16 protein-coding genes and 4 pseudogenes are annotated in these 23909 nt (G+C 42.0%); 2 read left to right on the forward strand and 18 right to left on the reverse strand.

The annotated features are described in order from the left end of the window. Nucleotides 1–216: 216 nt before the first annotated feature. From RM368_RS29745 to RM368_RS29760, 4 genes and pseudogenes are all read right to left on the reverse strand, one after another. Nucleotides 217–786, reverse strand: a complete 570-nt coding sequence (locus RM368_RS29745) for a hypothetical protein (RefSeq protein WP_322697393.1) — start codon at nt 784–786, stop codon at nt 217–219. A gap of 146 nt (nt 787–932) precedes the next feature. Next, nucleotides 933–1139: a high light inducible protein gene (locus tag RM368_RS29750; protein ID WP_322673011.1), complete on the reverse strand. Its 207-nt coding sequence runs from the start codon at nt 1137–1139 to the stop codon at nt 933–935. A gap of 263 nt (nt 1140–1402) precedes the next feature. Continuing rightward, nucleotides 1403–3103: a beta-carotene ketolase CrtO gene (gene crtO / locus RM368_RS29755; RefSeq protein ID WP_322697394.1), complete on the reverse strand. Its 1701-nt coding sequence runs from the start codon at nt 3101–3103 to the stop codon at nt 1403–1405. 259 nt (nt 3104–3362) lie between these two features. Continuing rightward, nucleotides 3363–3764 (reverse strand): annotated as a pseudogene (locus RM368_RS29760) (transposase); the annotation flags it as partial. A gap of 855 nt (nt 3765–4619) precedes the next feature. Here RM368_RS29760 and RM368_RS29765 point away from each other — a divergent pair. Then, complete coding sequence (locus RM368_RS29765) at nt 4620–6083, forward strand: MFS transporter (protein WP_322697395.1); 1464 nt, start codon at nt 4620–4622, stop codon at nt 6081–6083. A 114-nt stretch (nt 6084–6197) separates the two neighbouring features. On the opposite strand, the gene RM368_RS29770 is transcribed toward RM368_RS29765, so the two are convergent. The 7 genes and pseudogenes from RM368_RS29770 to glf all read right to left on the reverse strand — a co-directional run bounded on the left by RM368_RS29770 (nt 6198) and on the right by glf (nt 15772). Further along, on the reverse strand, nt 6198–7469 hold the full coding sequence (locus RM368_RS29770) for a carbamoylphosphate synthase large subunit (protein ID WP_322697396.1): 1272 nt from the start codon (nt 7467–7469) through the stop codon (nt 6198–6200). A 93-nt stretch (nt 7470–7562) separates the two neighbouring features. After that, nucleotides 7563–8459: an isoaspartyl peptidase/L-asparaginase family protein gene (locus tag RM368_RS29775; RefSeq protein ID WP_322697397.1), complete on the reverse strand. Its 897-nt coding sequence runs from the start codon at nt 8457–8459 to the stop codon at nt 7563–7565. Nucleotides 8460–8473: 14 nt separating this feature from the next. Continuing rightward, nucleotides 8474–8836: pseudogene (locus RM368_RS29780) on the reverse strand (GTPase HflX); the annotation flags it as partial. A 348-nt stretch (nt 8837–9184) separates the two neighbouring features. After that, nucleotides 9185–10141, reverse strand: a complete 957-nt coding sequence (gene uvsE, locus RM368_RS29785; RefSeq protein WP_322697398.1) for a UV DNA damage repair endonuclease UvsE — start codon at nt 10139–10141, stop codon at nt 9185–9187. A 319-nt stretch (nt 10142–10460) separates the two neighbouring features. Then, a pseudogene (locus tag RM368_RS29790) lies at nt 10461–10544 on the reverse strand (NAD-dependent epimerase/dehydratase family protein); the annotation flags it as partial. 157 nt (nt 10545–10701) lie between these two features. Then, the gene (locus RM368_RS29795; RefSeq protein WP_322697399.1) at nt 10702–12966 is read right to left on the reverse strand and encodes a family 1 glycosylhydrolase; all 2265 of its coding nucleotides are present in this window, start codon (nt 12964–12966) and stop codon (nt 10702–10704) included. Between the two features lie 370 nt (nt 12967–13336). Continuing rightward, nucleotides 13337–15772, reverse strand: a complete 2436-nt coding sequence (gene glf, locus RM368_RS29800; protein ID WP_322697400.1) for a UDP-galactopyranose mutase — start codon at nt 15770–15772, stop codon at nt 13337–13339. A 1030-nt stretch (nt 15773–16802) separates the two neighbouring features. Here glf and RM368_RS29805 point away from each other — a divergent pair. Further along, nucleotides 16803–17015: pseudogene (locus tag RM368_RS29805) on the forward strand (DUF4383 domain-containing protein); the annotation flags it as partial. Here RM368_RS29805 and RM368_RS29810 read toward each other — a convergent pair. From RM368_RS29810 to RM368_RS29840, 7 genes are all read right to left on the reverse strand, one after another. Continuing rightward, the gene (locus tag RM368_RS29810; protein ID WP_322697401.1) at nt 17012–18028 is read right to left on the reverse strand and encodes a glycoside hydrolase family 43 protein; all 1017 of its coding nucleotides are present in this window, start codon (nt 18026–18028) and stop codon (nt 17012–17014) included. The pseudogene RM368_RS29805 and the gene RM368_RS29810 sit on opposite strands and share 4 nt — an antisense overlap. Before the next feature lie 158 nt (nt 18029–18186). Next, nucleotides 18187–18996 (reverse strand): phytanoyl-CoA dioxygenase family protein, encoded by an 810-nt coding sequence (locus RM368_RS29815; protein WP_322697402.1) that lies wholly within the window; start codon nt 18994–18996, stop codon nt 18187–18189. Nucleotides 18997–19295: 299 nt separating this feature from the next. Next, nucleotides 19296–19424: a hypothetical protein gene (locus RM368_RS29820; RefSeq protein WP_322697403.1), complete on the reverse strand. Its 129-nt coding sequence runs from the start codon at nt 19422–19424 to the stop codon at nt 19296–19298. A 6-nt stretch (nt 19425–19430) separates the two neighbouring features. Beyond that, nucleotides 19431–19709 carry a hypothetical protein gene (locus RM368_RS29825; RefSeq protein WP_322697404.1) on the reverse strand — a complete coding sequence of 93 codons (279 nt, stop codon included), beginning with the start codon at nt 19707–19709 and terminating at the stop codon, nt 19431–19433. A gap of 1378 nt (nt 19710–21087) precedes the next feature. After that, the gene (locus RM368_RS29830) at nt 21088–21474 is read right to left on the reverse strand and encodes a signal peptidase I (protein WP_322697405.1); all 387 of its coding nucleotides are present in this window, start codon (nt 21472–21474) and stop codon (nt 21088–21090) included. Further along, nucleotides 21464–22567, reverse strand: a complete 1104-nt coding sequence (galK, locus tag RM368_RS29835) for a galactokinase (RefSeq protein WP_322697406.1) — start codon at nt 22565–22567, stop codon at nt 21464–21466. The genes RM368_RS29830 and galK overlap by 11 nt, the downstream gene beginning before the upstream one ends. A 133-nt stretch (nt 22568–22700) precedes the next feature. Then, entirely contained in the window at nt 22701–23789 is a 1089-nt protein-coding gene (locus RM368_RS29840; protein WP_322697407.1) for a M24 family metallopeptidase, read from the reverse strand. Between the last annotated feature and the right edge of the window lie 120 nt (nt 23790–23909).

Genomic DNA, 23909 nt, shown 5'->3' on the forward strand with positions numbered 1-23909 from the left:
TCTTGTTTCTTTTGTCAAGTTCATACTATACCAATTTAGATGAGCTTACCCTGCCTTTATAAGGGAGAATTAAGGGGAGTAATCATTCTATTAAAATCACAGCCAACCACTTTTAAAACATCCTCTCAAGCATCTTGCAAATTCCTTCTCACATCTGTTTTTCTTCGAGCCAATAGCTCGTACCTAAGAGGATGTTTGAAATATTTGAAAAAAGCGCTAATTTGCCCCACCATTTGAAGCCTGCGGGGAATCATAAACGCCCCAATATTCAATACCCCGATCGCGTAATATGGGTTCAACACGATGAATTTCTTCTTCTGAGCCTTCTAATATGAGCAAATAAGAACTCTGCTGGAGGCGATCGCTATAAACTCTGGCTCTCTCTTCAGGGATGCCTAAATCACCTAATGCTTTCAGTAAATTCTGATTTGCTGCGGCTCCCACAGCAACACCTGCGACGCTACTAACCAATGCTACACCTACGGAACCTGCTGCTAGCACAGCTCCTAAACCGGGAAGTGCCAAACTACTCAAACCAAGTAACGCGCTACCCCAAGTAGTTGCTGTCAGCGTGTCTCCTACAGCTCCAGTTGTATCGACATCTCGATCGCCAATGCGATCGCTTATCTGCGCCTCACCTAAGTTTTCACCTTGCTCTACATCTTTAGCAATAACAGAAACTTTTTCCAGAGAAAAATTTGCAGTTTTCAATTCATTAATTGCCTGCTCTATTCCTTGAGAATTCGCAAATACTCCTAATGCATGTATTGTGTTTTTAGTTATCATATTTTTCTCCTTTAGATTATTGTATTCGTGCGTCCATATATAACCTCGGCATTAGACTCTAATTCACGAGTAAGTTTATAACAACGCTCCTAAATTGTTATTTATTGAATTATTTACCCAAGGGGAGATAATTCATTAGTGAAGAATTAGCGAACCAAGTGGAGTACGTCACGCACTAAACTATAGCCAGCTAAATCCCAAAGTACGTAAGAAATAAAGCCAATCATCGCTAAACGCCCATTCCACAACTCTTGTTGCGGATTCCATCCAAAAATCCAAGCATTGCGATCGACACCGTTATAGGCTTTAGCTTCAGTAGATAATTCAACCACTTTGTTAGTTTCAGTTGCCATTGCAAATATTCCTGAATAACTCTACTACACCCACATCTTAGTTACTATTACGGTTACAGTTCTCTGTCTATTGGGGAATCTGAAAGCGTCACGGGAAGTATCTCAGGGCATTGTCTAGACTTTTGATAGTTTCGACTAAAAAGCATTAGCAACTTGCTCCAAAAAGCTTACCAAACCTCATTTTTAGCCGTTTAGCTACTTCAAACTCAACTTTCAAATGACGCAATCTCCTAATGCTATTTACTTTTTTTATAAACAGTCTCTTAGTCTGATTCATTCCTCAAGACAGATGCAAAAGCAGATTTGATTGAACCTCCGGCTTCCTTGATTTTCTGGGCGATGGGTTGCTCATTATGCAAAAATACACGCGCACAATTGCGTCCCGGCAAACCGGAAATTGAACCACCCGGATGAGTTCCAGCACCAGTAAGATACAAGTTATCAATTGGTGTTTTGTAGTTAGCTAATTCCGGCAACGGACGGAAGCAAAGCATTTGTTCTAAGGTCATATCGATGTGGTAATAATTACCTTTATAAGTCCCTAACCGTTCTCCCAACTCAGCCGGACTTTCTACATGACGGGCAATGATTGAATGTTGCAAATTGGGCGAATATTGCGCCAGTTTATTAATCACCTTGTCTGCAACTTTGTTTTTCAGTTTATCCGTCCAACCCGTACCTTTTAAACCTGTACCGTCTGCACCAGCAATTTGATAAGGTGCAAAAAACTCTATCCATAATGTATGCTTGCCTTCTGGTGCCATTGATGGGTCGAGTTCGGTAGGCATTACCACATACATTGATGGGTCTTCATCAGGAATTTTACCCAGAGTAATTAGACTATGAGCTTGTTCTACATGATTGACAGAATCAGCAATCAGAATAGAACCCATCAGATAATTATCTTGATGATTGTGGTGGACAAAGCGCAACGGTTCAGATAAAGCACAATCAATTTTGAGGATGGTTTCATTGTTGTTGACGATGCGGCGGTCTAACCTTTCGCGTAAGTTGTTATCGGCATTATCGACATCGCTACTATCCATTAGTTGCAAGAATAAGCGCTTGGCATCAATACTTGAAATTACACCTTTATTCGCACGATATTCTTTGCCACCAGCAACCCGCACACCAACTGCTTTACCATTATCTACCAATACTTTTTCTACCTTTTGGTCGGTGAGAATCGTACCACCTTCACTTTTTACCATTTTCACCAAAGCTTCCACAAGTCCGCCACTACCACCACGCGGTCTTGCCATACCGGGATTATGACGTAACATCATCATCATCGCCCCAAAGGACATAGCTTTTTGTGAGGGAGGGGAACTCAGTTCGGCTGAGAGTCTAGCCAGAGGTGCTTTGACAAACTCAGAATCGAAGTACTCGTTAATATTATCTGTGGCACTGCTGAGTAAGGTACGGAGTAAATCAAGGGTTGTGTTAGAGCCACCTAGAAGGGAAAATAAGTCTTGCAAACTATTGAGATTGTAATTGCCAGCAATATCAACAATTGATTTGGGTGGTGCATTGAAGAAAGGAGCAATCCCTGTGATAAAGCGCTGCCAAAAATCGGCATATTCAGCGTATTTTTGGGCATCACACTGACTGTAACGAGCAATTTCGGCACAAGTCTTTTCCACCGATTTGTGAGCTAAGAAATACTTCCCATCTGGATGGGGGCAAAAGGCAACTGGATCGCAGCTAAGATATTCCAAGCCGTACTTATGCAGTTCCAACTCTTGGATGACTGGCCCTAAGAAAATAAACAGATGGTTAATGGCGCAAGGACTAAATTTAAAACCAGGTGCTTCATCAGGCATAAGTTCTTCAGTTGTGCAACCACCACCAGGGAGCGATCGCCCTTCCAATAACAGAACGCTGTAACCAGCTTTTAGTAGGTAGCCAGCACAAACTAAGCCATTATGACCAGCGCCAATAATTACAACGTCATACGATTCCATGAGTACAATGGGGGGATTAAAGTATATTCCCTGATATTAGAAAGTGCTGAAGATATCTAAATCTTTCGTGGGTTATAGAATATTTATATATCTAGTAGTAGTGTTTTTATCCCCAAGAAGTAAATTTATTTTTAACCCACTTTATAGTACACAACCAAGAAATACTATAAATAAATCTAGATTTTATATTATTTATAGTTAGTAGCAGTTTTTACTTATATTTATGTAGTCATTTCTTCTAGCGGGACTTAAACAAAAATCAAGCCCAAATATAGCCCAAACTAGCTTTATAAGAAGCAAACAGGTGACGATTGAGAGTCAACCAATCAAAAAATCGGAAAGACATAGCTGTTCTAAAAGCATCCATTGCTTCAGTAAAAGTGTTTAAAGGAATGCTCGCCCACCTTCGCCTTAAACCACCAGTTATTTGATGCCAAAGAATAAAAGTATAGGCACAAAAAACTAAGATAAAGTGTCGAGTTAGGCTTCTTTTATCTCGGACTTGATATTCTTTTAGTCCTAACCATCCTTTAGCTTCCCTATAAAAAACTTCTACCCAATTTCTTTGTGAGTAGGTGTCAACTATCCATTGTGGTGTGACAATTGACGAAGAAATATTAGTAATGAAATAGTCAATATCAGTGGCTTGTGAGAAAGTAAGTATTAATAAGATGAGTAATATCGCGGGAGCTATCTACCGATATATCATTAATTTCTGTCTGTGTCATAAAAGAGTTTTTGATTCATGTTGCGATCGCCTCTATCGGGGCGTAGTCCATCCTGACACATTCAGTAGCATGAGCAATGATACCTTAAGATAGAAATTTTCAGTGAAATAATTTCCTCAAGACTTATGCAATTGGTTTTAGATTACTTATTTGGCATCGCTGAAATTAAAAGGTTAAATAGATAAACAGCGTATATAGTAAATTTTATCTCCACATTATCTCAAAAGACTACTTAAATAATTTGAATTTAACTTCAATCATAACTATTGGCTAGATAAATCAGCATTCTTTATGTCTATGTGTACTCGTAGAAGCTAAATTTTTATATTTTTCTGTAAAGGTATTAATCCTCAAGAATGATTTTGAAACAATCATATTATTTTCTCCTCATAAAATATTAATTAACTGCTAAATTTATTACACTAAAGCTTATAGGAAAATCGTATTAACTTTAGGCCAAAGAATTTACTTGTGAGATAGAAGCCTAACCACAGTTATATAGCAAAGTGCTGTTAGCGCAAGCGGGGCGTTTAGCCCGTGGTGAGTAAAAACCCAGTCAATTTAAGGCTTTGAGCAATTAACACTATCCTAACCTATATGACTACCGCTATATGTTAGTTATTTCTGTTCAAGCAGTTTATAGTCAACACTTACTATAGACTAGTTCTTCAGGATAAGTAAGCAATTGCAATGCTTTAGAACTTATTGATTAAATCTTATATAAATTTTACTAATTGTGGCTAATAGTAGCTATAACAAATTAATTCTTTAAATATTGACTAAATAATATGATTCAGCCCCAAGAAGATGACATTTCAGTAGAAGCTAGTTCTCTTCCCCCTGTCCCTATTCAAGAAATCTCAGAGGATAGGGCATTAACAGAGACGGTACTTTTCCCAACTCCAAAACTGTTTCTAAAAATTTCTAAGCCAGAAATTCGCCAAAGTCTCAAGGCGTTAACTTTTGAAAGTGTCTTTGCTGCGGTTCTTTATAGTATCATCGGCGGCGCGTTGCTCAGTAATTTCTTGTTAGAGTTAGGCGCTGGGGCAGCCGAAATTGGTCTACTCGCCGCTATCCCTCAGATGGTGAATCTGCTCCAACCACTAGGAGCGTATTTGGTAAATCGAAGTACCAGCTTCCGTTGGTATTTTATGTGTATTTTCATCCCGTCGCGGCTGCTATGGTTGATTCTTCTACCAGCGATTTGGTTGGTTACTTCATCTCGTATTACTGGATACCAAGTAGTACAGTTGACATTGGCAATTCTCTTAGTAGCTAATATCATCGAAGCTTTTGGTCGTGCGCCTTGGCTTGGGTGGTCAGCTGTGTTAGTACCTCAACGATTGCGGGGGCGATATTTCGGCTTTCGCAATAGTATTCTCGGTTTGACTAACCTTGTTGGTGTGCCTCTGCTAGGTTTAGCGGTATCAGCTTGGCCTGGTGGAACCCTTCAAGGTTATGGTGCAGTCTTGGTTATAGGAATCATCTTAGGGCTAATCAGTGTGGGCTGTCAGTTCTGGATGACTGATATAAACCCGCAGCTTTTAAAAGTTGGGGATTCAGACACATCACAGCCGCAGACCCAAGGAATAGATTTGAGCTTGTTTAAAGATGCTAATTTTTTGAAGTTTGTGCTTTACCTGAGCATCTGGTGCTTTGCTGTTAACATCAGCAATCCTTTCTTTAACCTCTATATGTTGGATAACCTGGATATAGATATTAGTGTAGTAACGATTTATCACGGCTTAGGAACTGGTGCGAATATGCTAATGCTGCTTTTGTGGGGTAAACTGGCCGACCGAATTGGGAATCGTCCACTACTACTATTAGTGGGAGTCTTAGTAGCGGTGACACCTCTGCTGTGGCTTTTGGTTGGAAGCGATCGCATTTCTTTTTGGATCTGGCTACCCTTATTGCACATACTAGCTGGCGCAACGTGGGCAGCAATTGATTTGTGTACCAACAATTTGATGATGGGAATAGCACCGTTGGGTCATCAGTCGAGTTATTTTGCGATCGCAGCTGCAATTGCTGGTATCACTGGAGCAATGGGTATTACTGTCGGTAGCTTTCTAGCAACTCTGTCCGGTGTTGCGGGTTTGCTGGGGTTGTTTGTTCTCTCAGGCTTACTACGCATGGCTGCACTTGTACCGTTAGTTTTTGTTCAGGAGCAACGCTCTATACCACTAGGCCAGCTAATGCGATTCTTATTCCCAATCAAGCAATCAACCGATCTGATAGAAGTGGAATAATAAGTTTTCAATTATGTATTTCAACAACATCCCAGCAAACTATAGTTTAAAGCTACTCCCAAATTTCTACGATCGATGAAACTTGATAATACCAGATATCAACAGTGGCGGTGTTTAAGGGAGCCATTGTAATCCCTTTTCCTGTAATTTCTGCTCGATATGCTGCATTTCCTGGATACTTTCTCCAGTCACGATCGCATAAATTTCGGTGTAGATTTTTCCGTATTTGACCTTCTCTAAAGCCGACAGGATAATTAAGTCTTTGCGGTCTAGTTCTGGTTTTAAAGTTACTAAAATTGAATCCAACGTACCTTCCATGCGGTAGCTACTAGAATATTTAGCAACTTCCTTTCCCAGTCCCAGTAGGGTGTGACGCTGCAAACACAACGGAGTGGAGCCATTGACTCGGAAATTGGCATCGATCGCATAAAATTGTCCGTCTCGATCTTCTAGCACATCAAAGCCAATCACGCCGAAATAACCATGTTTGTAAGCATACTGACCAATGGCGGCAATCATCTCAAAGAACTTGCTCGTGTCAGTGTTGCGGTAGTCAATTAGTCCGCCTAAATAATTACCTTCTGGAGTGACGAGTTGTCTGGTAGTGCCGATGAGGGTTATCTCTCCCGTTTTGTTGACATAAAACTGTACGCAATAATTCTGCACCTCATTCTTGACGAACTCCGAGACAATAATCCGATCGAGCGATTTAATATTGAGATATTTTCTGATTTCCTCAAAGCAGTAGTTTAGATCGCTGAGGCTTTTGATAATATAAGTGCCTTCTCCTGAGAGTCCGTGCGATGTTTTGATTAAATAGGGAAATTGTGGTAATTGAATATCTTCGAGATTGACTTCATGTAAATTGTAGCTTTCGTATTTTGGACATTGCACCCCCAATTCGGCTAAAGTTACTTTGCTGAGTAAACGGTAATGGGTGTCTGAATTAACAGCGTGTTTTTCAGGTTTTAAACAATCGAAAGGAAATAAAGTGATGAGTTTGTCAAAATGTTCGCCCTGGCTGAGGTCATCCAAATAAGTTGAGCAATCCATCATCGATGGATTGAAGTTGCTGAAGCCGAAATGCTCTTGCCAGTATGCAAGCAGCGACTTTGGCGGCGGATTAATCACAATTCCAGGAATGCGATCGCCTAATACAGCTAGATTTTTCCACGGTTCCTTCTGACAAATCTTGTCGAAGGAGGTTTTGGTGGCTTCACTACTGCCATCTTGAATAAAATATTTTTTTCGGTTAGGATAAGCAGCCCAACTGGCAGTTGCAGGGTAATTTAAAATAAACCCATAAGATGCATCTGTGATATCAAGAGCAAACAAGTCAGAAAGAGAATTTCCTTGAAAGTATTGAAAATTATATTTTGAGTTCATTTAGCCCTCCGATAAACTGCATCCCTCGATGAATGCGGTTGTTGATAGCAAACAAGTCTCCTTATTTTATGAGTAACATCAATTTCAAAAAAATTACGAATTACGAATTGGTATGAGTTCCTTCTTAGTAAAGGCAGCCACCTTGTCTTGTCCTGCGGTCATATAAGCACAAGCCATGTGTGATGAGTTATACGCCCAGCCAACGCGTCCTTGACGGTCTATGAGGATGCACCCAGCTTCACCTTTAACCTTAGAAACCAAAGCGTCAATTGCCATCTGTGCGGCTTCATCTGGATGGCGATCGCCACTCAAAAAATCGATCGCAGTTTTAGCCAAAACCACCGGGATAATCGACTCGCCATCACCTGTTGTTGAGCAACCGCCGATTTTATTATCAGCGTACAAGCCACAGCCAACAAGCGCAGTGTCACCGACGCGACCTTGTTGCTGCTTAGTAGTACCGCCAGTTGAAGTGCCAGCAGCTAAAACACCGCTAGCATCCAATGCAACACAACCTATGGTGTTGGGGCGATCGATTACTTCCCGATCTTCCTTCCACTGTTGCCATTGCTCTTCGGCTATTAAGTCTTCTTTTTTACACATTTCGGCACCACAATCTATAGCGAAGCGTTCTCCACCCCGCGCTACTAGCAGCCTGGGTTTGTCATCCATAATTTTTCGTGCAACCGAGATGGGATGACGGATGCCTTGAACTGCTGCAACTGCTCCCCAACTTAAAGAGCCTTCCATAATCGCCGCGTCTAACTCCACTTCTCCGTCGCTGTTGAGAGTTGCGCCAAGACCGGCGTTAAATGTCGGATCAGCTTCCAAAACACGAGTAGCTGCTTCCACAGCCTCGGCGGCTGTACCCCCACTGATTAGCACAGCCCAACCAGCTTCTACTGCTGCTGTACAGCCTGCATTATTGGCTGCAACTTTGTCGTCTGTGATGGTTTTTGCTCCACCGTGGACAACGATCGTCGGTGTCATATAATTTCTTCTTGTTAGTATGAATTTTGTGGGACTGCAATCGCTTTAACAGGTTCGTCAATTAGTTGTAGCGATCGCATTTTTAAAGTCTCTAAACCCAAGTGCTGGGTTGCTGATATAAACACAGCTTGGGGATAATCTTGTTGAACCCTATCCCAGGTTTCGCTATCTACTTTGTCAACCTTGTTAAAAGCAATCAAACTTTTTTCTGGAATCTCTGGCATTTCTTCGAGTATTTCCAGCACACTTGCAATATGACTTTCCCAAGCTGGATGGGACAAATCCACAACATGAATCATCGCATCAGCCTCAACGACTTCCTCCAATGTGGCGCGAAACGCATCCATCAGTGGTGGTGGAAGTTCGTGAATAAATCCTGAGTTGTTGAGCTAAAAGAGTCATAAAGCTCTTGCAGTCGTTTAATCTGACTAGCTTTTATTCCCTGAGTATTGCCATAAATTTTTTACATAAAACTAATAATTTACAGGTGATTTTTATCTCTGTATATTATTTTTGTCTGTTTAAATTTTGATTGAATCTACCATGAGAAATAAGCAATTTAGCTATAGATACTTACCTCAAAATGAAGCTTACTATCAAATGGCTTATAGACCAATTAAGTAAGGTATTAACCAATGAATGAGACTGTAAACGTGTAAGTTTCATTGTGGTTAACCCAGACACAACAGCAGAGGTGCAGAGAACATAGACTAGAAGTCCTTAATTTACATACAATTATTGTTCGTTAGCCACCAAGAACGCAAAAGTGCGATCGCTTCTTCTTTTTGTTTGGCTTCGACTTCAATCCACGGTGCTTGGTAGTAGACGTTAGGCATATCGGTAATCAAGTCACTGTGTTTTCGGTCATTGAAAGCTTGCTCACCATTGGAAATATGGACTAATTGCCAATCTGGATTTTTCCAAGTTTCTCGTGCTGCGTAAAACATGGATGCTACACTCGGATCATCGTAGCTATCCAAATTTTCGTGGCAAATATGGTGATGGGCATCAAATACCATCGGCACACCAGCTTGCTGACATACTGCTAAAATTTCATCGGCACTATAGGCGTATTCATCGTTTTCTAGAGTCAAGCGGCTTTTGATGTTTTCTGGTAATTCGGAAATTACTTTTACTAGTTGTTCGGGACGTTGAGATTTGCCACCATGAATATTCATCAATGACCAAGGCGATCGCGGTAATCCCAGTAAGTCAAGTATACGTGCATGTCCTGCTAGATTTTTGATACTTGCCTGTACTACTTCAGGGGAATCAGAACTTAGCACTACAAATTGATCTGGATGCAACACCATTCTAATGTTCAATGCATTTGCTCGTTCACCGATTGTTGCTAAATCAGCGCTCATTGCTTCTAATATATTTGCGCCGATTTTGTCTTCTAAGTCACTTAGGGGAAATAAATTAGAAGACATCCGATAAAGTTGAATTTTATTCTGCTGACAAAAGGAGAGGGCATCATGTAAGCGCTGTAAATTATGCCGATACAGTTCACTCAGGGCACTTTCGCGATCGCCAAGGGAAAGTTTTAAGTATCGGGTGCGTGTAATTGTCCGAAAGCGCACTTGTTTGTCTGAGGTGATGCAAACTAGCCCTAAAGAGGGTTGTGTACTTTTTTGGCACTGCTGTGCATTAGGTAAATTTTGAAACTCGATTGCGCTCATTAACTAATACTAACTGATACTTGTTTGAAGCCATTCTTTAATTTAAACAAGTTCTCCCATTGGCTTACGAGTACCGAAAGAATGAATTTCTAAGCCTTACAGGATGTTTTAAATTATAGGACTCATATTTGATTGCGTGAAAAAAACTCAGTACACCTTTATTCCTTCTTCCCAGTCCCCAGTCTTCAGTCCCCAGTCCCTAGTCTCTACGAGTAATTCTCCGAATCAAATCGGATTGCTATAGTCTTTATTTATGTCGTTTTTGATGCCATTGCCAAGCATGAGCGATAATTTCGTTCAAATTAGGATACTCTGGATTTACTTTATAACCTGCGTTTTTCAGAGCTAATACAGCATGGGAGCCAATATATCCGGCTCCTCCTGTGACTAAAATAGTTGACATAATTTTGCGATGGAGAATTGGGAATGGGGCATTGGGCATGGAGAAGGACAAGGTAGACAAGGAAGAGGGGGGAGACTTGGGAGAGACTTTGTTCAATAATTCCCCTTGTCTCCCCTGCCCCTCTGCTTCCCTTAAAATTAAATTGTCAGCTAGACTACTAATTTCTTTCTTCCAAGTAGCGAGAAATTGCACTGTCAAGGTTTGGCATTAATTCACCTCGATTGCTACCGAGAACGCTGTAAGCTGGGCGGGGAGCAATCCAACCAAGTTCTTGCGTCGGACGAGCAATTAGATTGCTGACACTCACACCTGCTTTTTTCGCTGCTAATCGGGCTAAGTCAGACCAAGCTATAGCACTTTTATTAGCCAAATGCCACAAACCGTTCTCGCCATCAATCAGCAAATCAAGGCTGGTATGGACAAGATCGGGTACATAAGTAGGCGAGACGATCGCATCTTCGGCTGCGACAAAAGTATTTCCAGCAGCTAATTGCCGCAGGGCGATCGTCACAAAGTTGTAATCATCCCACGGGCCGAAAAATGCGCTGGTGCGAATCATTAGCGATGCCGGATGAGCCTGTAATACTAGCTTTTCTGCCAAAACTTTGCTGCATCCATATACATTCAGGGGCGCAACGGTATCAGTTTCGACATAAGGATTAGACTCAGCACCATCAAATACCAAATCTGAAGAAAAAGTTAGCAGCGCCACATTATGTTGAGCGCAAGCAGCAGCTAAAATCGCTGCCCCTTCAGCGTTTACCTTTATACAAACATCGGGTTCGCGTTCGGCATCGTCTACTCGCACGTATCCCGCAGCGTTCACAACTGCCCACGGTTGCAATTCGGTAAGTACTTTATTGACGGAAGCAGGATTGGCAATATCCATATCTTGGCGTCTTAGCAGACAATATGAAATTCCTCGGACTTGACACAACCGAGCAAAAGCCTTGCCTAGAGTTCCTGTGGCTCCGACGATCGCCAGGGGACGTACCAATTTTGGATTTTGGATACTTCGACTTCGCTCAGTACAAGTTTTGGATTTTAGATTATTGCTTGACTCATCAGTTTCCGATATTTTGTAATTATTGCTACGACAACTGACTGCTGGATAGACCAAACGCTCTTGTCGATGCCACCATCCTGGTGTATCAAGTAGTGGATGGTTGGGTTTATGCCCAGTAGCTAAATCTCGCACCATTTTAGCGATCGCTGTCTGTCTAGGCTGTGGAGAACGCAAATCGAACACACCTGGCTCGTAGTATCCTGCGGAGCGAGTCACTAAACTATTCCAATCGTAGCTGCCCAAAAGTGCCCAAACAGTCACAGCGCGAACATCCGCGCCTTGGTCTCGTAATTCTTGGGCTGCATTCCACACTTCATTGAGCCAGCGTAGCTGTTCCTCACGGGTACAACTCAGGTGAACTTCAGTGACAGCAAAGGGTAGTTGATAACGTTCCCATGTCTCTTTGAGCAATGTCTGCGGCCCTGCCAAACCCTCAGCGCAAACTCGCACTGCCTCTACATCTGCATACTTGTCTCGACCATTACCACCATGCGTCCAAGCTGGATAGTTTTCTAGATTTTCATCTAAAAAGCGTTCGCTTGTCAGGTAATGGTTAATGCCGATAATGTCGGGTGGACAGATATATTGCAAAAATTCTTCAAGTTCAGTCTCGCTGATGCCACAGTCGCGCAAGTAATCCCACATGGGATGAGTTGGGTTGATTCGGCCACATAATAAATCCAAACTCAACCAGCGACGTTCATTCTCAAATTCTGCTTGATAAGCCAGCTTTGGCGTACTATGAGTTTTACCCAAATCCTCAGTTTGTAGGAGTTGGGCGTTGGGATTGATTTCTCTGATTGCCTGCATCGAAAGAGCGATCGCTTTACACTCTCCCAATAAAGCACGAGCGAAAGTTAAATCGTCTTGTCCGTGAGGATACCAGTGACCGTACATTCCACTAAATCGTGCTGTTGTCAGTGGCTCGTTGATGGGTGTGTAATGTGTTACCCAAGGATAGCGTTCTGCAACCGCACGAGCAAACACTGCTAATTTCTCAGGAAATTCTGGATCTACCAAGCTGGTATCACGCGGCCCACTGCCATGATGCACTAGCCCCACAATCGGACGGATGCCGAGTTCGCGCAAGCGTCCCAGCCGTTCATCCGCCCACGACCAATCAGCATTCTCCAAACCATTGGGCGCTATCCTCTCCCAAAGTATTGGATAGCGGATAGCGTGTATGCCGAGTTGGGCGAATAAATCTAGATCGTCTAAGCGGGTTGCATGACCATTGCGTTCTAATTGATCGAAATACTCTTCACCCACACGATTGACCGTACACTCGACACCAGCCCACACTTCTAGAGGAAGTTTTGATTTAGGAGTGTTAAGTGTGTTGAAAGCAAAAGCCATAATTTACAACTCAAGCTGATATTTTATTTGATGCGTTCTTTTCAACTTTTGTAGTGGTGTGGGAAGAATAAAGTAGTGCATTAGCTTTACTCTTGTGGGGTAGGCATCTTGCCCGCCCGGACAGGTGAGAACACCCATCCCACAGGAAAATTTATTGCAACATTTTAGCCTAGACAGTCCAGTAGGGTGTGTTATGCCGCTCTCTTACGCACCCTGCTTACGCATGGCACTTACTTAAGCAAAAGTTACTCTTCAGATCCCCGACTTCTTGAAGAAGTCGAGGATCTAAATCCGCTTTAGGTAAGTGACATTTCACCCTACTTACTGTATTTGTCCCCCTGCACCCCTCTCCCTGCTCCCCTGCTTCTTTTCAAGCCTTAACTGCAATTTGTTTGTACACAGCTAGAGCTTGAGCAACACATTGATCCATGTTGTAGTACTTGTAAGTCCCTAGCCGCCCCACAAAATAGATCCCTGGAGTTTCATCTGCCAGCACCTTGTATTTCTTGTAAATTTCCTGATTCTCAGAACGCGGTACAGGATAATAAGGGTCTCCTTCAGCTTTGGGAAATTCATAAACAATACTTGTTTTAGAGTGTTCCTGACCAGTTAAGTATTTAAACTCTGTCACACGAGTATAAAGCTGTTCATTGGGATAGTTGATGACTGGTGCTGATTGAAACACAGAGGTGTTATGCGTCTCATGCTTGAAATCAAGCGAACGATATGGTAGTTTGCCGTAGCGATAATCAAAGAATTCGTCAACTGGCCCGGAGTAAACCATCTCACGGCAAGGTATAGCTTTTTGGATTTCTTGATAATCAGTGTTAAGCATTACCTTGATGTTCGGATGATTTAGCATATTGTCGAACATCCGGGTAAAGCCGTGTAGCGGCATCGCTTGGTAGCTATCGGTAAAATAGCGATCGTCACGATTGGTACGGGTGGGAATTCTAGCAATTACTGATTTGTCAAGTTCCGATGGGTCGAGTCCCCATTGTTTGCGTGTATAATTTCGGAAAAACTTTTCATACAGTTCTCGCCCAACTTTGCTTACCACCACATCCTCACTAGTGCGAATGTATTCCATTGGTTCGGCAAGGGATTTGTAAAACTCTTCCACCTCAAATGAATTGAGATTCATGCCATACAGCTTGTTTATGGTGTCGAGGTTGATCGGAATCGGAACAAGTTGCCCGTCTACACTGGCAAGGACGCGATGCTCGTAAGACCGCCACTGAGTAAACCGCGAGAGGTATTCAAAAACTTCGCGGGAGTTGGTGTGAAAGATGTGGGGGCCGTATTTGTGTACGAGAACGCCATGATCGTCATAATGATCGTAGGCATTGCCGCCTATGTGGTTGCGCTTGTCTACAACCAGCACTTTTTTACCTTGAGTTGCCAAACGTTCAGCAATGACGCTACCAGAAAAACCAGCACCGACAACCAAGTAATCGAAAACAAAATCTCTGGTAATGACATTTGATGCTTGTTTACCAGCCGCACCTGTGGAGTTAGCTTTGTCTTCACCATTACGCGCTGCGATCGCAGAGTCAATCAGCTTCATCATTGATGCCCAAGTGCGATCCCAAGAAATCTTTTCTAAAAAGGCATCTACTCGACTCAGCCATTCTGAGGCTGGGGTATCCTCTTGCATTGCAAGTTCTGCGGCGGTAACGAACTCAGAAACTGTGTCTGCAATTCGCACCAGTTTTGACTCTCCATAAGGACGCACCACATCCCGAATCGAAGTAGATACTACAGGCCTACCTGCGGCAAGATACTCTGGAGTTTTGGTAGGGCTAATAAAGCGTGTTGACTCGTTACGCGCAAATGGCAACATTGCTAAGTCCCACCCTGCTAAATAGGCAGGTAGCTGTTTATAGTCTCTGCCACCGAGATAATGAATATTTTCATGCTGTGGTAGAGTTGCAGGATCGATTTTGACAACTGGCCCAATAATTACTAAATGCCAGTCGGGACGGGCTTCGGCAATACCAGCAAGCAGTTCAATATCCATCCGTTCGTCAATTACGCCAAAGAAACCAAGGCGAGGATGGGGAATATGAGCTTGATCTTCTGGTTCAGTAAGATTTCTCGCCTGAGCAAAGTGGGGGACATCTACACTACTGGGAAAGGCATAAACGTTGGGATGCTGGTTCACCTTACTTTCATAAAGGCTTTGTCCCCCTGTAAATACTAAGTCTGCACGCTTGAATAGTTCGGCTTCGTAATTCTTTAAAGTAGGCGATGCGCCGTGGAATGCAGACAATTCATCCATGCAATCGTACACCACGGCTTGGGGTTGCAAGTGGCGCGTGAAAGCGATCGCCATTGGTGTGTAATACCAACAAATGTATTTGTTGATATTATGCTCTGCAAATAAATTATTAATTAGTGCTTGTAAATCTGCGTTGATTGCTTCTTCGCTTAAACCTTGTTGCAGGTGTGGTACAACCACAACTACTCCATTAGAATCTTGGTTTACATCTAATCTTGCCAACGGTTCTTCAGAGAAAATTGCCTCTTCAATAAAGAAGACTCGCTTTCCTTGGGCGCAGCGACTAAGAAGATGTTGTGGTCTTTGATAGACGAAATTCCAACGTAAATGAGATAAGCAAACTATATCAGGTGTGTCTTTAAAAGTTTCTGTTGATTGAACTTTTTTATTAGACGAAGTTAAATTCAGCAGTGATGTACTCGATGATTGCGTTTGGGCTAGCTGCGATCGCTTTGTTTTACGCTGCTTCGATGAAATAACATTGCTGACACCGTTGTTATTGACTTGAGATTTTTCACTTGTCATAGTTTGCCCCGTTATTTAAATTATTAATTCTGACTAGCTAAACGCTAATACCTTTTCTTTGTCAGACAGCATCAAGCTTACTCTCAGGCAAAAGCTGGCAACATATTTTGCTGCTTTTCAATATCGAATCGCTATAATCAATACTTCGTTGCATCAAGAATAAAATACTGTTTTATATCTAATGGTTTCATCTATCCAAATAAATATAAAATTACTTTCTTGATTAAGTCCTAAGCACTATATCTTTATCAATATCTGGAGTTAATTGATTATTGATTTATGTAACGATTTTTTATTTATAAACCTATCTAGGCAAGTATAGTTGTGTTTGTCTGTTCGGTTTCGTACACAAGCTCATTAAAATAATTATTTTTAGTATTAAAATTAATAATCTCTGGTTATTTATTAATTTGCGTTGTTATTCATATTAATTTTAACAATATGACAGTATATACGAACTATTTATTTTTTAAGCATTAAAAAAATATTTGTTTACAATACATACGTTATTTTGTTATTTAGGATACATATTGTTGTAACAATTATTTTATAACCTATAGTAAATTAAGTAATTTCTTTTATTGTTGGTTTTTGAGAAACAAGTATTATAAATTTCCCTCTGATGATATATATGTTCTCTCAGCCTGGGGTAGGTTAAAAGCTTTTTGGATATGTATACAATTGCTCGTAATTCAATTCATAAACCTTACGCGATCGCTTCTAATGATACCAATCCGTGAAGCGATCGCTTTTCTCTCAATATTTCTCTAATAAAATAGATAATGCAGCAACTGTAAGCATTGATATTCAAAAGCCATAATCTTGCTTTTTAGTAGCAGTCAAAATTAATAAATTAACTAGCAAAATTTTTGGATTTAGAATATCAATTCTTTTTTAATGATGTAATTATATTTATTTAATTAAAATTATTACTTGAGATGTAAAACCTCAAACTCAATCTTAAAACTACTGACAGAGAATACATTGAAACCTGTGACAGATAATTCCAAGTTTTATATTAGCTATAACTACCACTGCGCGTCTATTCAATCGTGGTTTTGCAGTTTCTTATGCCTTGCTGGCGATCGTCGGATTGTTGCCTTTGGGTAAGACATTTTTTGGCTTAATGCCATTGTTCGGTGCTAATGTTTTGCTTAATGCATTAGCAGCGATCGCAGCTGGCTACTATAGCATTGTTATACCAGCCAAAGTTAGCGGTGTTAATGTATCGCAAAATCTTTAATAGTTGCTGATAGTCTGCGGTGTCCAGGTAGGGCCGTTGCAAGATGGCCCTTCTGGTTTCCAGATCAGCATATCTAAGCAGATTTGCCGCATATCCATGTTTTTCGTCCAAGCATGGTAGACAATATACTCAGTCTTACCATTTAGTCCAAGAACAATAGAATTATGTCCCGGGCCGATAACAAAATTAGGAACAGACTTTAGCACCCGTGGCCCGGTTTCGTTACCTGCATCAGAATAAGGGCCCATTACGTTGTCAGCAATGCCATAATCTACACCGTAGTTCTCAGTTTCCCAGCGTCCACCACTATAAAAGCAGTAGTATTTACCTTCATGCTTACGAACGCAGGGGCCTTCTAAAGTATGCCAATCATAGATTTCACCATACATCAAACGGTTGGCTAAAAACCGTTGCCAATCTGATCGCGCACGTAAAACCACTTTCCTTTCACCAGCAAGTTTAGTCATGGTTTGGAGTTTGTCTACAACTAATGCTGTGCCAGCACGCACTCCAGCCGATGTATCTAGAAAGTCACGGGCGTAAAACAAATACCACTGTCCATCGTCATCTTGGAATGGATGCGGATCGATCGCAAAAGGACAAGATTTTGGATCTACAACTGGCTCACCAACATCTTGATATGGCCCTAACGGAGTATCGCTTGTAGCTACACGTAACTGATGATTCTTATCTTCATGCCCTACAGAATAGTAGAGATAAAATTGGCGATCGCAGTAAGCAACTTCCGGGGCCCAAAAATTATCGCCAAGGGCGGGATCTGGCCGTTGTAGGGCGTTACCAACATAATCCCAGTTTACAAAGTCGAAAGAGCGTAACAGAGGAAAGACACACGATTTGTTATTGGAATTAACATTTGCTGCGTCCGCTATTTCATCTACCGTTCCTTCTGCTTCTGCTGCACCAGTGCCGATCGCATAATATACCCCTTCGTGTTGCCAAACAAAAGGATCGGCAAAATAACCTTTGTAGACTGGATTAGTATAGGTTGGCATCTTAAATTATCTATGGAATAATGACAAAAATCTTTCTTCCACTAGTGGTTAGTCAAGTTAAGAATGCTTGCTTTGTAGTGAGGGCTTTAGCGCTCAAAGCAAAGACTAAAGTCCTGACTACAAACTTATTTACCAAGCATTGTTGCCTTGAAAAACTACTAGTATTTGAAATTCACGTAAGTTTCGACTTTGTTCTTAGGTAAGCTTTCTACTAGCTGACACCGTAGCATCTGCTTTAGTTTTTCTGGAAGGCTTTGATAATAGTCTTGTGGGAGAGTCAAATCTACCTTTGGTGTGTGCAACCAATGCATAGCATAGCCCATAACTACCATCGGTCTTGGGTGGTTTGTCCGATTTGGGGAACCCCGATGTAGTGCTAAAGGCGATCGCACGATCGCATCACCTGGTTGCATATAAAAAGATTCCATCGGAATTTCACCACTGGCAACTTTTTCTAATCCCTCTTCTCGCGGTAATACATGAGTACCGCGTGCCATTTGAAACGGCCCATTTTCTGCGGTTACTTCCACCAGGGGAAAGTTAACTGCGAGGGCGTACAGTGGTGTAACTATGCGATCGCTAAACAACGGACGAAAATCCCGATGGGTTTCCTGATAATCTGAACCTTGGAATGGAACATCAACTCCCATTTGAACCATCACGTATTCTTGGTAAAATACGCGATCTAAAATACCCATAATCACTGGATTGGCAAAAACTAATTCATTAGCAAATGGGTAAATCCAAGGCAAGGTTAGATAGTAGCGGGAAACTTCACGAGGAGCCAACCCACCTGGTTGATTTTGACGCTCGTGAAATAATTTTTCAAAAGCTTGTGCCCACTCGTCAATTAATTTTTGCTCAAAAACACCAGGAATCACACAAATTCCGTCTTGATTCAGTTGTTGAGCAAATCGGTCTAGGTCGGTAGCTGAATATTTCGCTATACCGCCTATACTTTGAACCATCTTTTTTATCCTCTTCAACTTATAAATAGAGGCGTATTAATATCAGACCTCTAGGAGATTTTTTATTGCTTGTCGATAGTAGCGCACTATTTTTAAAATTGGTGGCTTATGCCAATCCTCTGTAACAATTAATTAATATTAATGATAACGTATTACTTCACATAACTAAACTCTTTGACACTTCAGACAATGCAACGCCATCGCCTGGTGTTTGAAGGGCATCTCACAGTCAAAAGAGTGCAGTTAGATTCAGCAAATCACTAATGTACGCGCTTGCATACATCAGCACATCGGCAGCTTCACGGGCGCAAGTTAAGTTCGACTGTCCGTCTAATTCCAGAGTTACCACTCGTTTGTATGGCGGCTTTGCCTTGCAGTTTACCAGAACCGCGATCGGAATTTTTGCTATAGCTGTTAGTCGTTGTCAAAAATTCTCATAAATTTTCTCGATCTGTACTTGAGTGAATAGCTTTGTTCAAATCCCGCAGCAATTCTTCTTCTGCATCCCGCTCTTGCTTGAGTTCTCGAATCATTTCTTGACTAGAACCAATTAGCAAGCCTGCAACTGCACCAACGATCGCATATTTTTGCTCTAAATCTTTATACATTTGACTTGTGTAAGGGCAAGGAAGTAAATTAGCAATAATAAAGCCAATTCCTGCACCTAGAAATGCTGTCACAAAGGCAGAAAAAGCGATTAATTTAGCGTTCATTTGCTTCGCTCCAATGCTTATAGCTTTGCTAAATTATCAGGAGATACTCTACATTGTGTCAGTGGTTCCCAAAGTTACAGCTTAATCTTTACCTCTTGTAATAATACCGATTCTGGGTTGAGTTGGTACTGAACCGCACTAACCCCCTCCCTGGCAGCGAGGAGGCAGGGCGGTTTATAGAAACGTGAGTTCGACAAGCCCTTTTTTGACCTCTCCCCCAACCCCTCTCCGACACGGAGAGAAGAGCCAAAACCCTAATTTATCGTTGCTCCTCTCTTTCTCTGTGGGAGAGGGAGGTTGGGAGGGAGAGGTTTATCGAACTCACGTCATACAAACAGAGAAAAAATGAAACTAGCTTTCTAAGTACAGCTTTGTGTAAAAGCGTAGTGTTTTTAATGTAAGCCGATGCATTAACATTGCAAGCCGATGCAATAAAATGCTGTGAGCATTAGTACGATAACTAATACTGGATTTGCGAGTAATAGGCTTAAGTATTTAAGTAGATAATCAGGTTTTAGCATGAAACAAAATGCTGATTAGTTAAATCTATACACTGTATAATTTTTACGTCTCAATCCCAGAAATCTAGAAAGCCTAATGACTCCAGCTTTGCCGCAATCCAGCAGAATTCAGGAGTCAGAATTGAGAATTCAGAAGTAATACTATGTCCGCTTGATTACTTATTAAAATCGAATCACCCCACCCCTCCCCGCCTGGGGGCAGGGGAGACAAAGCACAGCTTTGGCGGGGTGGGGTTTTTTGATTATGGATAATTTGGCGGACATGATATAAAACAAGTTTTATACCTGGCTTTGAGACGCGAGCTTGTGTACTTCACTAACTTGAAATTCGTAATAAACTTTCTATATGTCTAGATATTTTGTCGCTCGCATTAGATGCATCTTTCACGAGAATCACGGCTTTACGTCAAACAAACTCATCTCCAAAAAATCTTTAGATTAATACTACGTGAGTTCGACAGATTAAAAAAAATACCAAAGATAGAGATAATTAAGTTTGTAGGGTAGATATCAAAGATTTTTGAAAATGATAAGTAAGTCGACACAATAAAAGCAAACTATGTAAAGAAAAGTAAAGAAGGCTTAAACTCTTTTTCCTCCTGCTTCTGCCCGATCGCAACGATAATTATTTAAGCCAACCTACTTAAGTATCTGACTTTGTATCTTAAATTTGATATTGATACCATTTTGCAATTATATGTAGTATTTCTTCCCCTGCCTCCCCTGCTTCCCCTGCTCCCCCTGCCTGTCAAAACTAATATTTTTGAACGCAACTTGGTATGAGAAGCAAAGTATTCCCGATCAATGAGGGAGCATCGAACCTCATTAAAATTAATTATGCTCAATTACTTAGCAAACTAACTCTTTGACGCTCCAGCCAATGCAACACTGTCACCTGGCTTTGAAGGCCACCTAACAGTCAAAATAGTGCAGTCGGACTCAGCAACCCACCAATGGGACACACCCGCACACCAAAGAACATAATCACCTTCACGAGATAATAAAATTTCTCTATCTTCAAATTCCAGGCGAAATTCTCCGTGAATGAGAATTGAAAGCGTCGCAGCTTGGTTATTTACTGCCCATTCAGTTCTACTGTCACCTGCTTTGTGAACAGCCCATTTTACTTCTAGCATTTCCGTGGAACGCGGATCGTCTTCAGGGGTGATAAAGTGACCCATGAACCATCCCCAACGATTTACACCTTCAACGCCCGCATTTCCATAAACAACTTTAGGCTGCATTACTTAACTCCAAAGAAGGAACCAAAATTTGCCCGTTGTAATCGGCTTGCTTGTATTGTTCAAGGATATGGGTTGCAATACTTCTGGCTTCACCAGCCACAACTAAAGCGACACAAGCGCCGCCAAAACCAGCACCTGTAAGCCTTGCACCAAACACTCCCGGAGTTTTTTGCAACAATTCGACTAAAGTATCTAGTGCTGGTACAGACACTTCGTAATCGTCTCTCAAACTAGCGTGGGATGCGTTCATCAATTCGCCAAATCGCTCAGATGAGACTCCCTGCAATACTTCCAAGACGCGGTTATCTTCTGTAACCACATGACGGGCACGCCGTCGTAGCGGTTCGGGGAGTTTTTTTGTTACTTCAGCGTCAGCAATATCTCGTAGTGCTTTAACTCCTAGCGATCGCGCCGCTTCTTCACACTCAGCCCGACGCTGGTTATAACCGCTAGTTGCCAGGGTGCGAGGTACGCCGCTATCAATCACCAAAATCTCTGCATTCTCAGGCAAAGGCATCACCCGACGTTCTAAAGTCCGAGTATCTAAAAACAAGATATGCTCAGTATCAGCCAAGCTAGAAGCCATCTGATCCATGATGCCGCACTGCACGCCAGCATAGTGAATTTCTGCTTGCTGGGCAAATTGGGCGATTTCAACGTCATCAATGGTCAGGTTGAGAAGTTGGCGTAATGCCCGCAGCGTTGCTACTTCCAAAGCCGCGCTACTAGACAAACCCGAACCCATCGGAACCGATGATTTGACGTACACAGAAAGCGATGGTATTGTGTGTCCTGCTTTTTGCAAAACTTCAATACAGCCAAAAATATAACTGGCGAATCCAGACGGGGAATGGTTTATATCTAAAATGCTCACTTGCTCGTTGAGATTTTCCGAGTAAAAGTGATGATGGCGTAGGCTTTGCCCGCCGCAGGCATCGCTACTCAAACTTAGCTGTACCGTCGTGGATTGAGGAATCGCAGTTGGCAGAACGAAGCCATCGTTATAGTCAGTATGTTCGCCTAGTAAATTTACCCTTCCTGGCGCACTGGCTTCAGTTTCAGGTGGTTTACCGAATACTTGTTGAAAATCCATAATTTTTACAAAAAAAGGAAGCTATAAAGCCGAGTGGAATTGTGGGAAAAAGAATCCTTATATTGCAAGGTAAATTAAAACTTCACCCCTTGTGCGTCAACTAGTTTTTCCTGTTCCCTGTTCCCTGTTCCCTTTATCTGTACAAAGGTACAGGGCGTGACCTTCCTTCTACCTCAACATTAGGAAAATTTGGATCGAAAGTAAGATTTTCCAACTTTCCATCCTTGAGAATTACAAAAGTATCTTCAACCTTTGCCCCCGGTAAACTGGGATTCCAAGCAATAGCAATGCCTTCTGTCAAAGTATCAGTAGTAGTTGGATTGGCGACGATTTCTCGCGCTAAATATCCAGTGGTTCCTCCTTGGTGATGTTCGCGGATGGCATTGGGAAATCCATGCTGCTCATAAGCCTGAACTAGGGCGTGATAAACTGCATCGAGAGTGGTTCCGGGTTGGCACAAATTCAAAACTACTGCTTCTATTTCGCGCACATGGGAATGCAATTCGGCCCGTTCGTCTGAAAGCTTACCAAAACAAACAAATCGAGTTAGATTTGCATACAAACCGTAACCTCTAGCGCAAAACACCAGCATCGCTTGCTGTCCAATCTGTTCTTTAGTGGCTGTGGCATGACGGTATAGCGGTAAACGCTTCTCACCCGCTACTAGTGTCAGCGCGGGATGTAACCCTTGTGCCCATAAAGCCTCTGCACCCGCACCCGCTAATTGATATTCTGTCCAAGTTGGCTTGGCGGCTTTAAGTACCTCTGTCATTGCTTGACTAGCTTTTTGCCCGACTTGACGATATCGCTCTAATTCACTTGACATCATTACCCGTTTATGGATTTGCAGAGTTGGGGGTAACGGCTGTTCTAAATTGGAGATGGGGCGATCGCTAACTACTTTTCCGCCGCCAGTTACATCACGAACAAAAGACTCACGGGCAGCATAATCAGCCCAAGGATTGGCATATACCTTAAAATTAGCAGGCAGTTCTTCATTCTGAAGACGCTGCGCTTCAATTTCATCCGTCAATACCCAGGCATCTTCAGTAGTTACTAATACTTCTGCTACACCAGTTTCAGCAGTCAGCAGCACGGTATTAGAAGCGCCAGCCGTCGCCCAGGCAAACCAGTCTGTACCACGCAAACGCACGCCTTGCACTTCAGATTCACGCAAGGTTTGCCTGATTAATTCCAGCTTTTTGGAGACTTCCTCATTCATACAAAATTAGTAACTACATGATGAATACAGACAATTATGAGATTCATCTGTGTTTACATGCGTATGTCTATGGTTTGAAAAAAATGTAAGTACGGTATTATATCGAGTTTGACATTCCAA

The organism is Nostoc sp. DedSLP03 (assembly GCF_034530815.1).
Lineage (GTDB): Bacteria > Cyanobacteriota > Cyanobacteriia > Cyanobacteriales > Nostocaceae > Nostoc.

Bases quoted from the DNA above. Each gene is read 5' to 3' on its own strand.
- RM368_RS29745 (WP_322697393.1), bottom strand. From the start codon at position 786: ATGATAACTAAAAACACAATACATGCATTAGGAGTATTTGCGAATTCT.
- RM368_RS29750 (WP_322673011.1), bottom strand. From the start codon at position 1,139: ATGGCAACTGAAACTAACAAAGTGGTTGAATTATCTACTGAAGCTAAA.
- crtO (WP_322697394.1), bottom strand. From the start codon at position 3,103: ATGGAATCGTATGACGTTGTAATTATTGGCGCTGGTCATAATGGCTTA.
- RM368_RS29765 (WP_322697395.1), top strand. From the start codon at position 4,620: ATGATTCAGCCCCAAGAAGATGACATTTCAGTAGAAGCTAGTTCTCTT.
- RM368_RS29770 (WP_322697396.1), bottom strand. From the start codon at position 7,469: ATGAACTCAAAATATAATTTTCAATACTTTCAAGGAAATTCTCTTTCT.
- RM368_RS29775 (WP_322697397.1), bottom strand. From the start codon at position 8,459: ATGACACCGACGATCGTTGTCCACGGTGGAGCAAAAACCATCACAGAC.
- uvsE (WP_322697398.1), bottom strand. From the start codon at position 10,141: ATGAGCGCAATCGAGTTTCAAAATTTACCTAATGCACAGCAGTGCCAA.
- RM368_RS29795 (WP_322697399.1), bottom strand. From the start codon at position 12,966: ATGGCTTTTGCTTTCAACACACTTAACACTCCTAAATCAAAACTTCCT.
- glf (WP_322697400.1), bottom strand. From the start codon at position 15,772: ATGACAAGTGAAAAATCTCAAGTCAATAACAACGGTGTCAGCAATGTT.
- RM368_RS29810 (WP_322697401.1), bottom strand. From the start codon at position 18,028: ATGCCAACCTATACTAATCCAGTCTACAAAGGTTATTTTGCCGATCCT.
- RM368_RS29815 (WP_322697402.1), bottom strand. From the start codon at position 18,996: ATGGTTCAAAGTATAGGCGGTATAGCGAAATATTCAGCTACCGACCTA.
- RM368_RS29825 (WP_322697404.1), bottom strand. From the start codon at position 19,709: ATGAACGCTAAATTAATCGCTTTTTCTGCCTTTGTGACAGCATTTCTA.
- RM368_RS29830 (WP_322697405.1), bottom strand. From the start codon at position 21,474: ATGCAGCCTAAAGTTGTTTATGGAAATGCGGGCGTTGAAGGTGTAAAT.
- galK (WP_322697406.1), bottom strand. From the start codon at position 22,567: ATGGATTTTCAACAAGTATTCGGTAAACCACCTGAAACTGAAGCCAGT.
- RM368_RS29840 (WP_322697407.1), bottom strand. From the start codon at position 23,789: ATGAATGAGGAAGTCTCCAAAAAGCTGGAATTAATCAGGCAAACCTTG.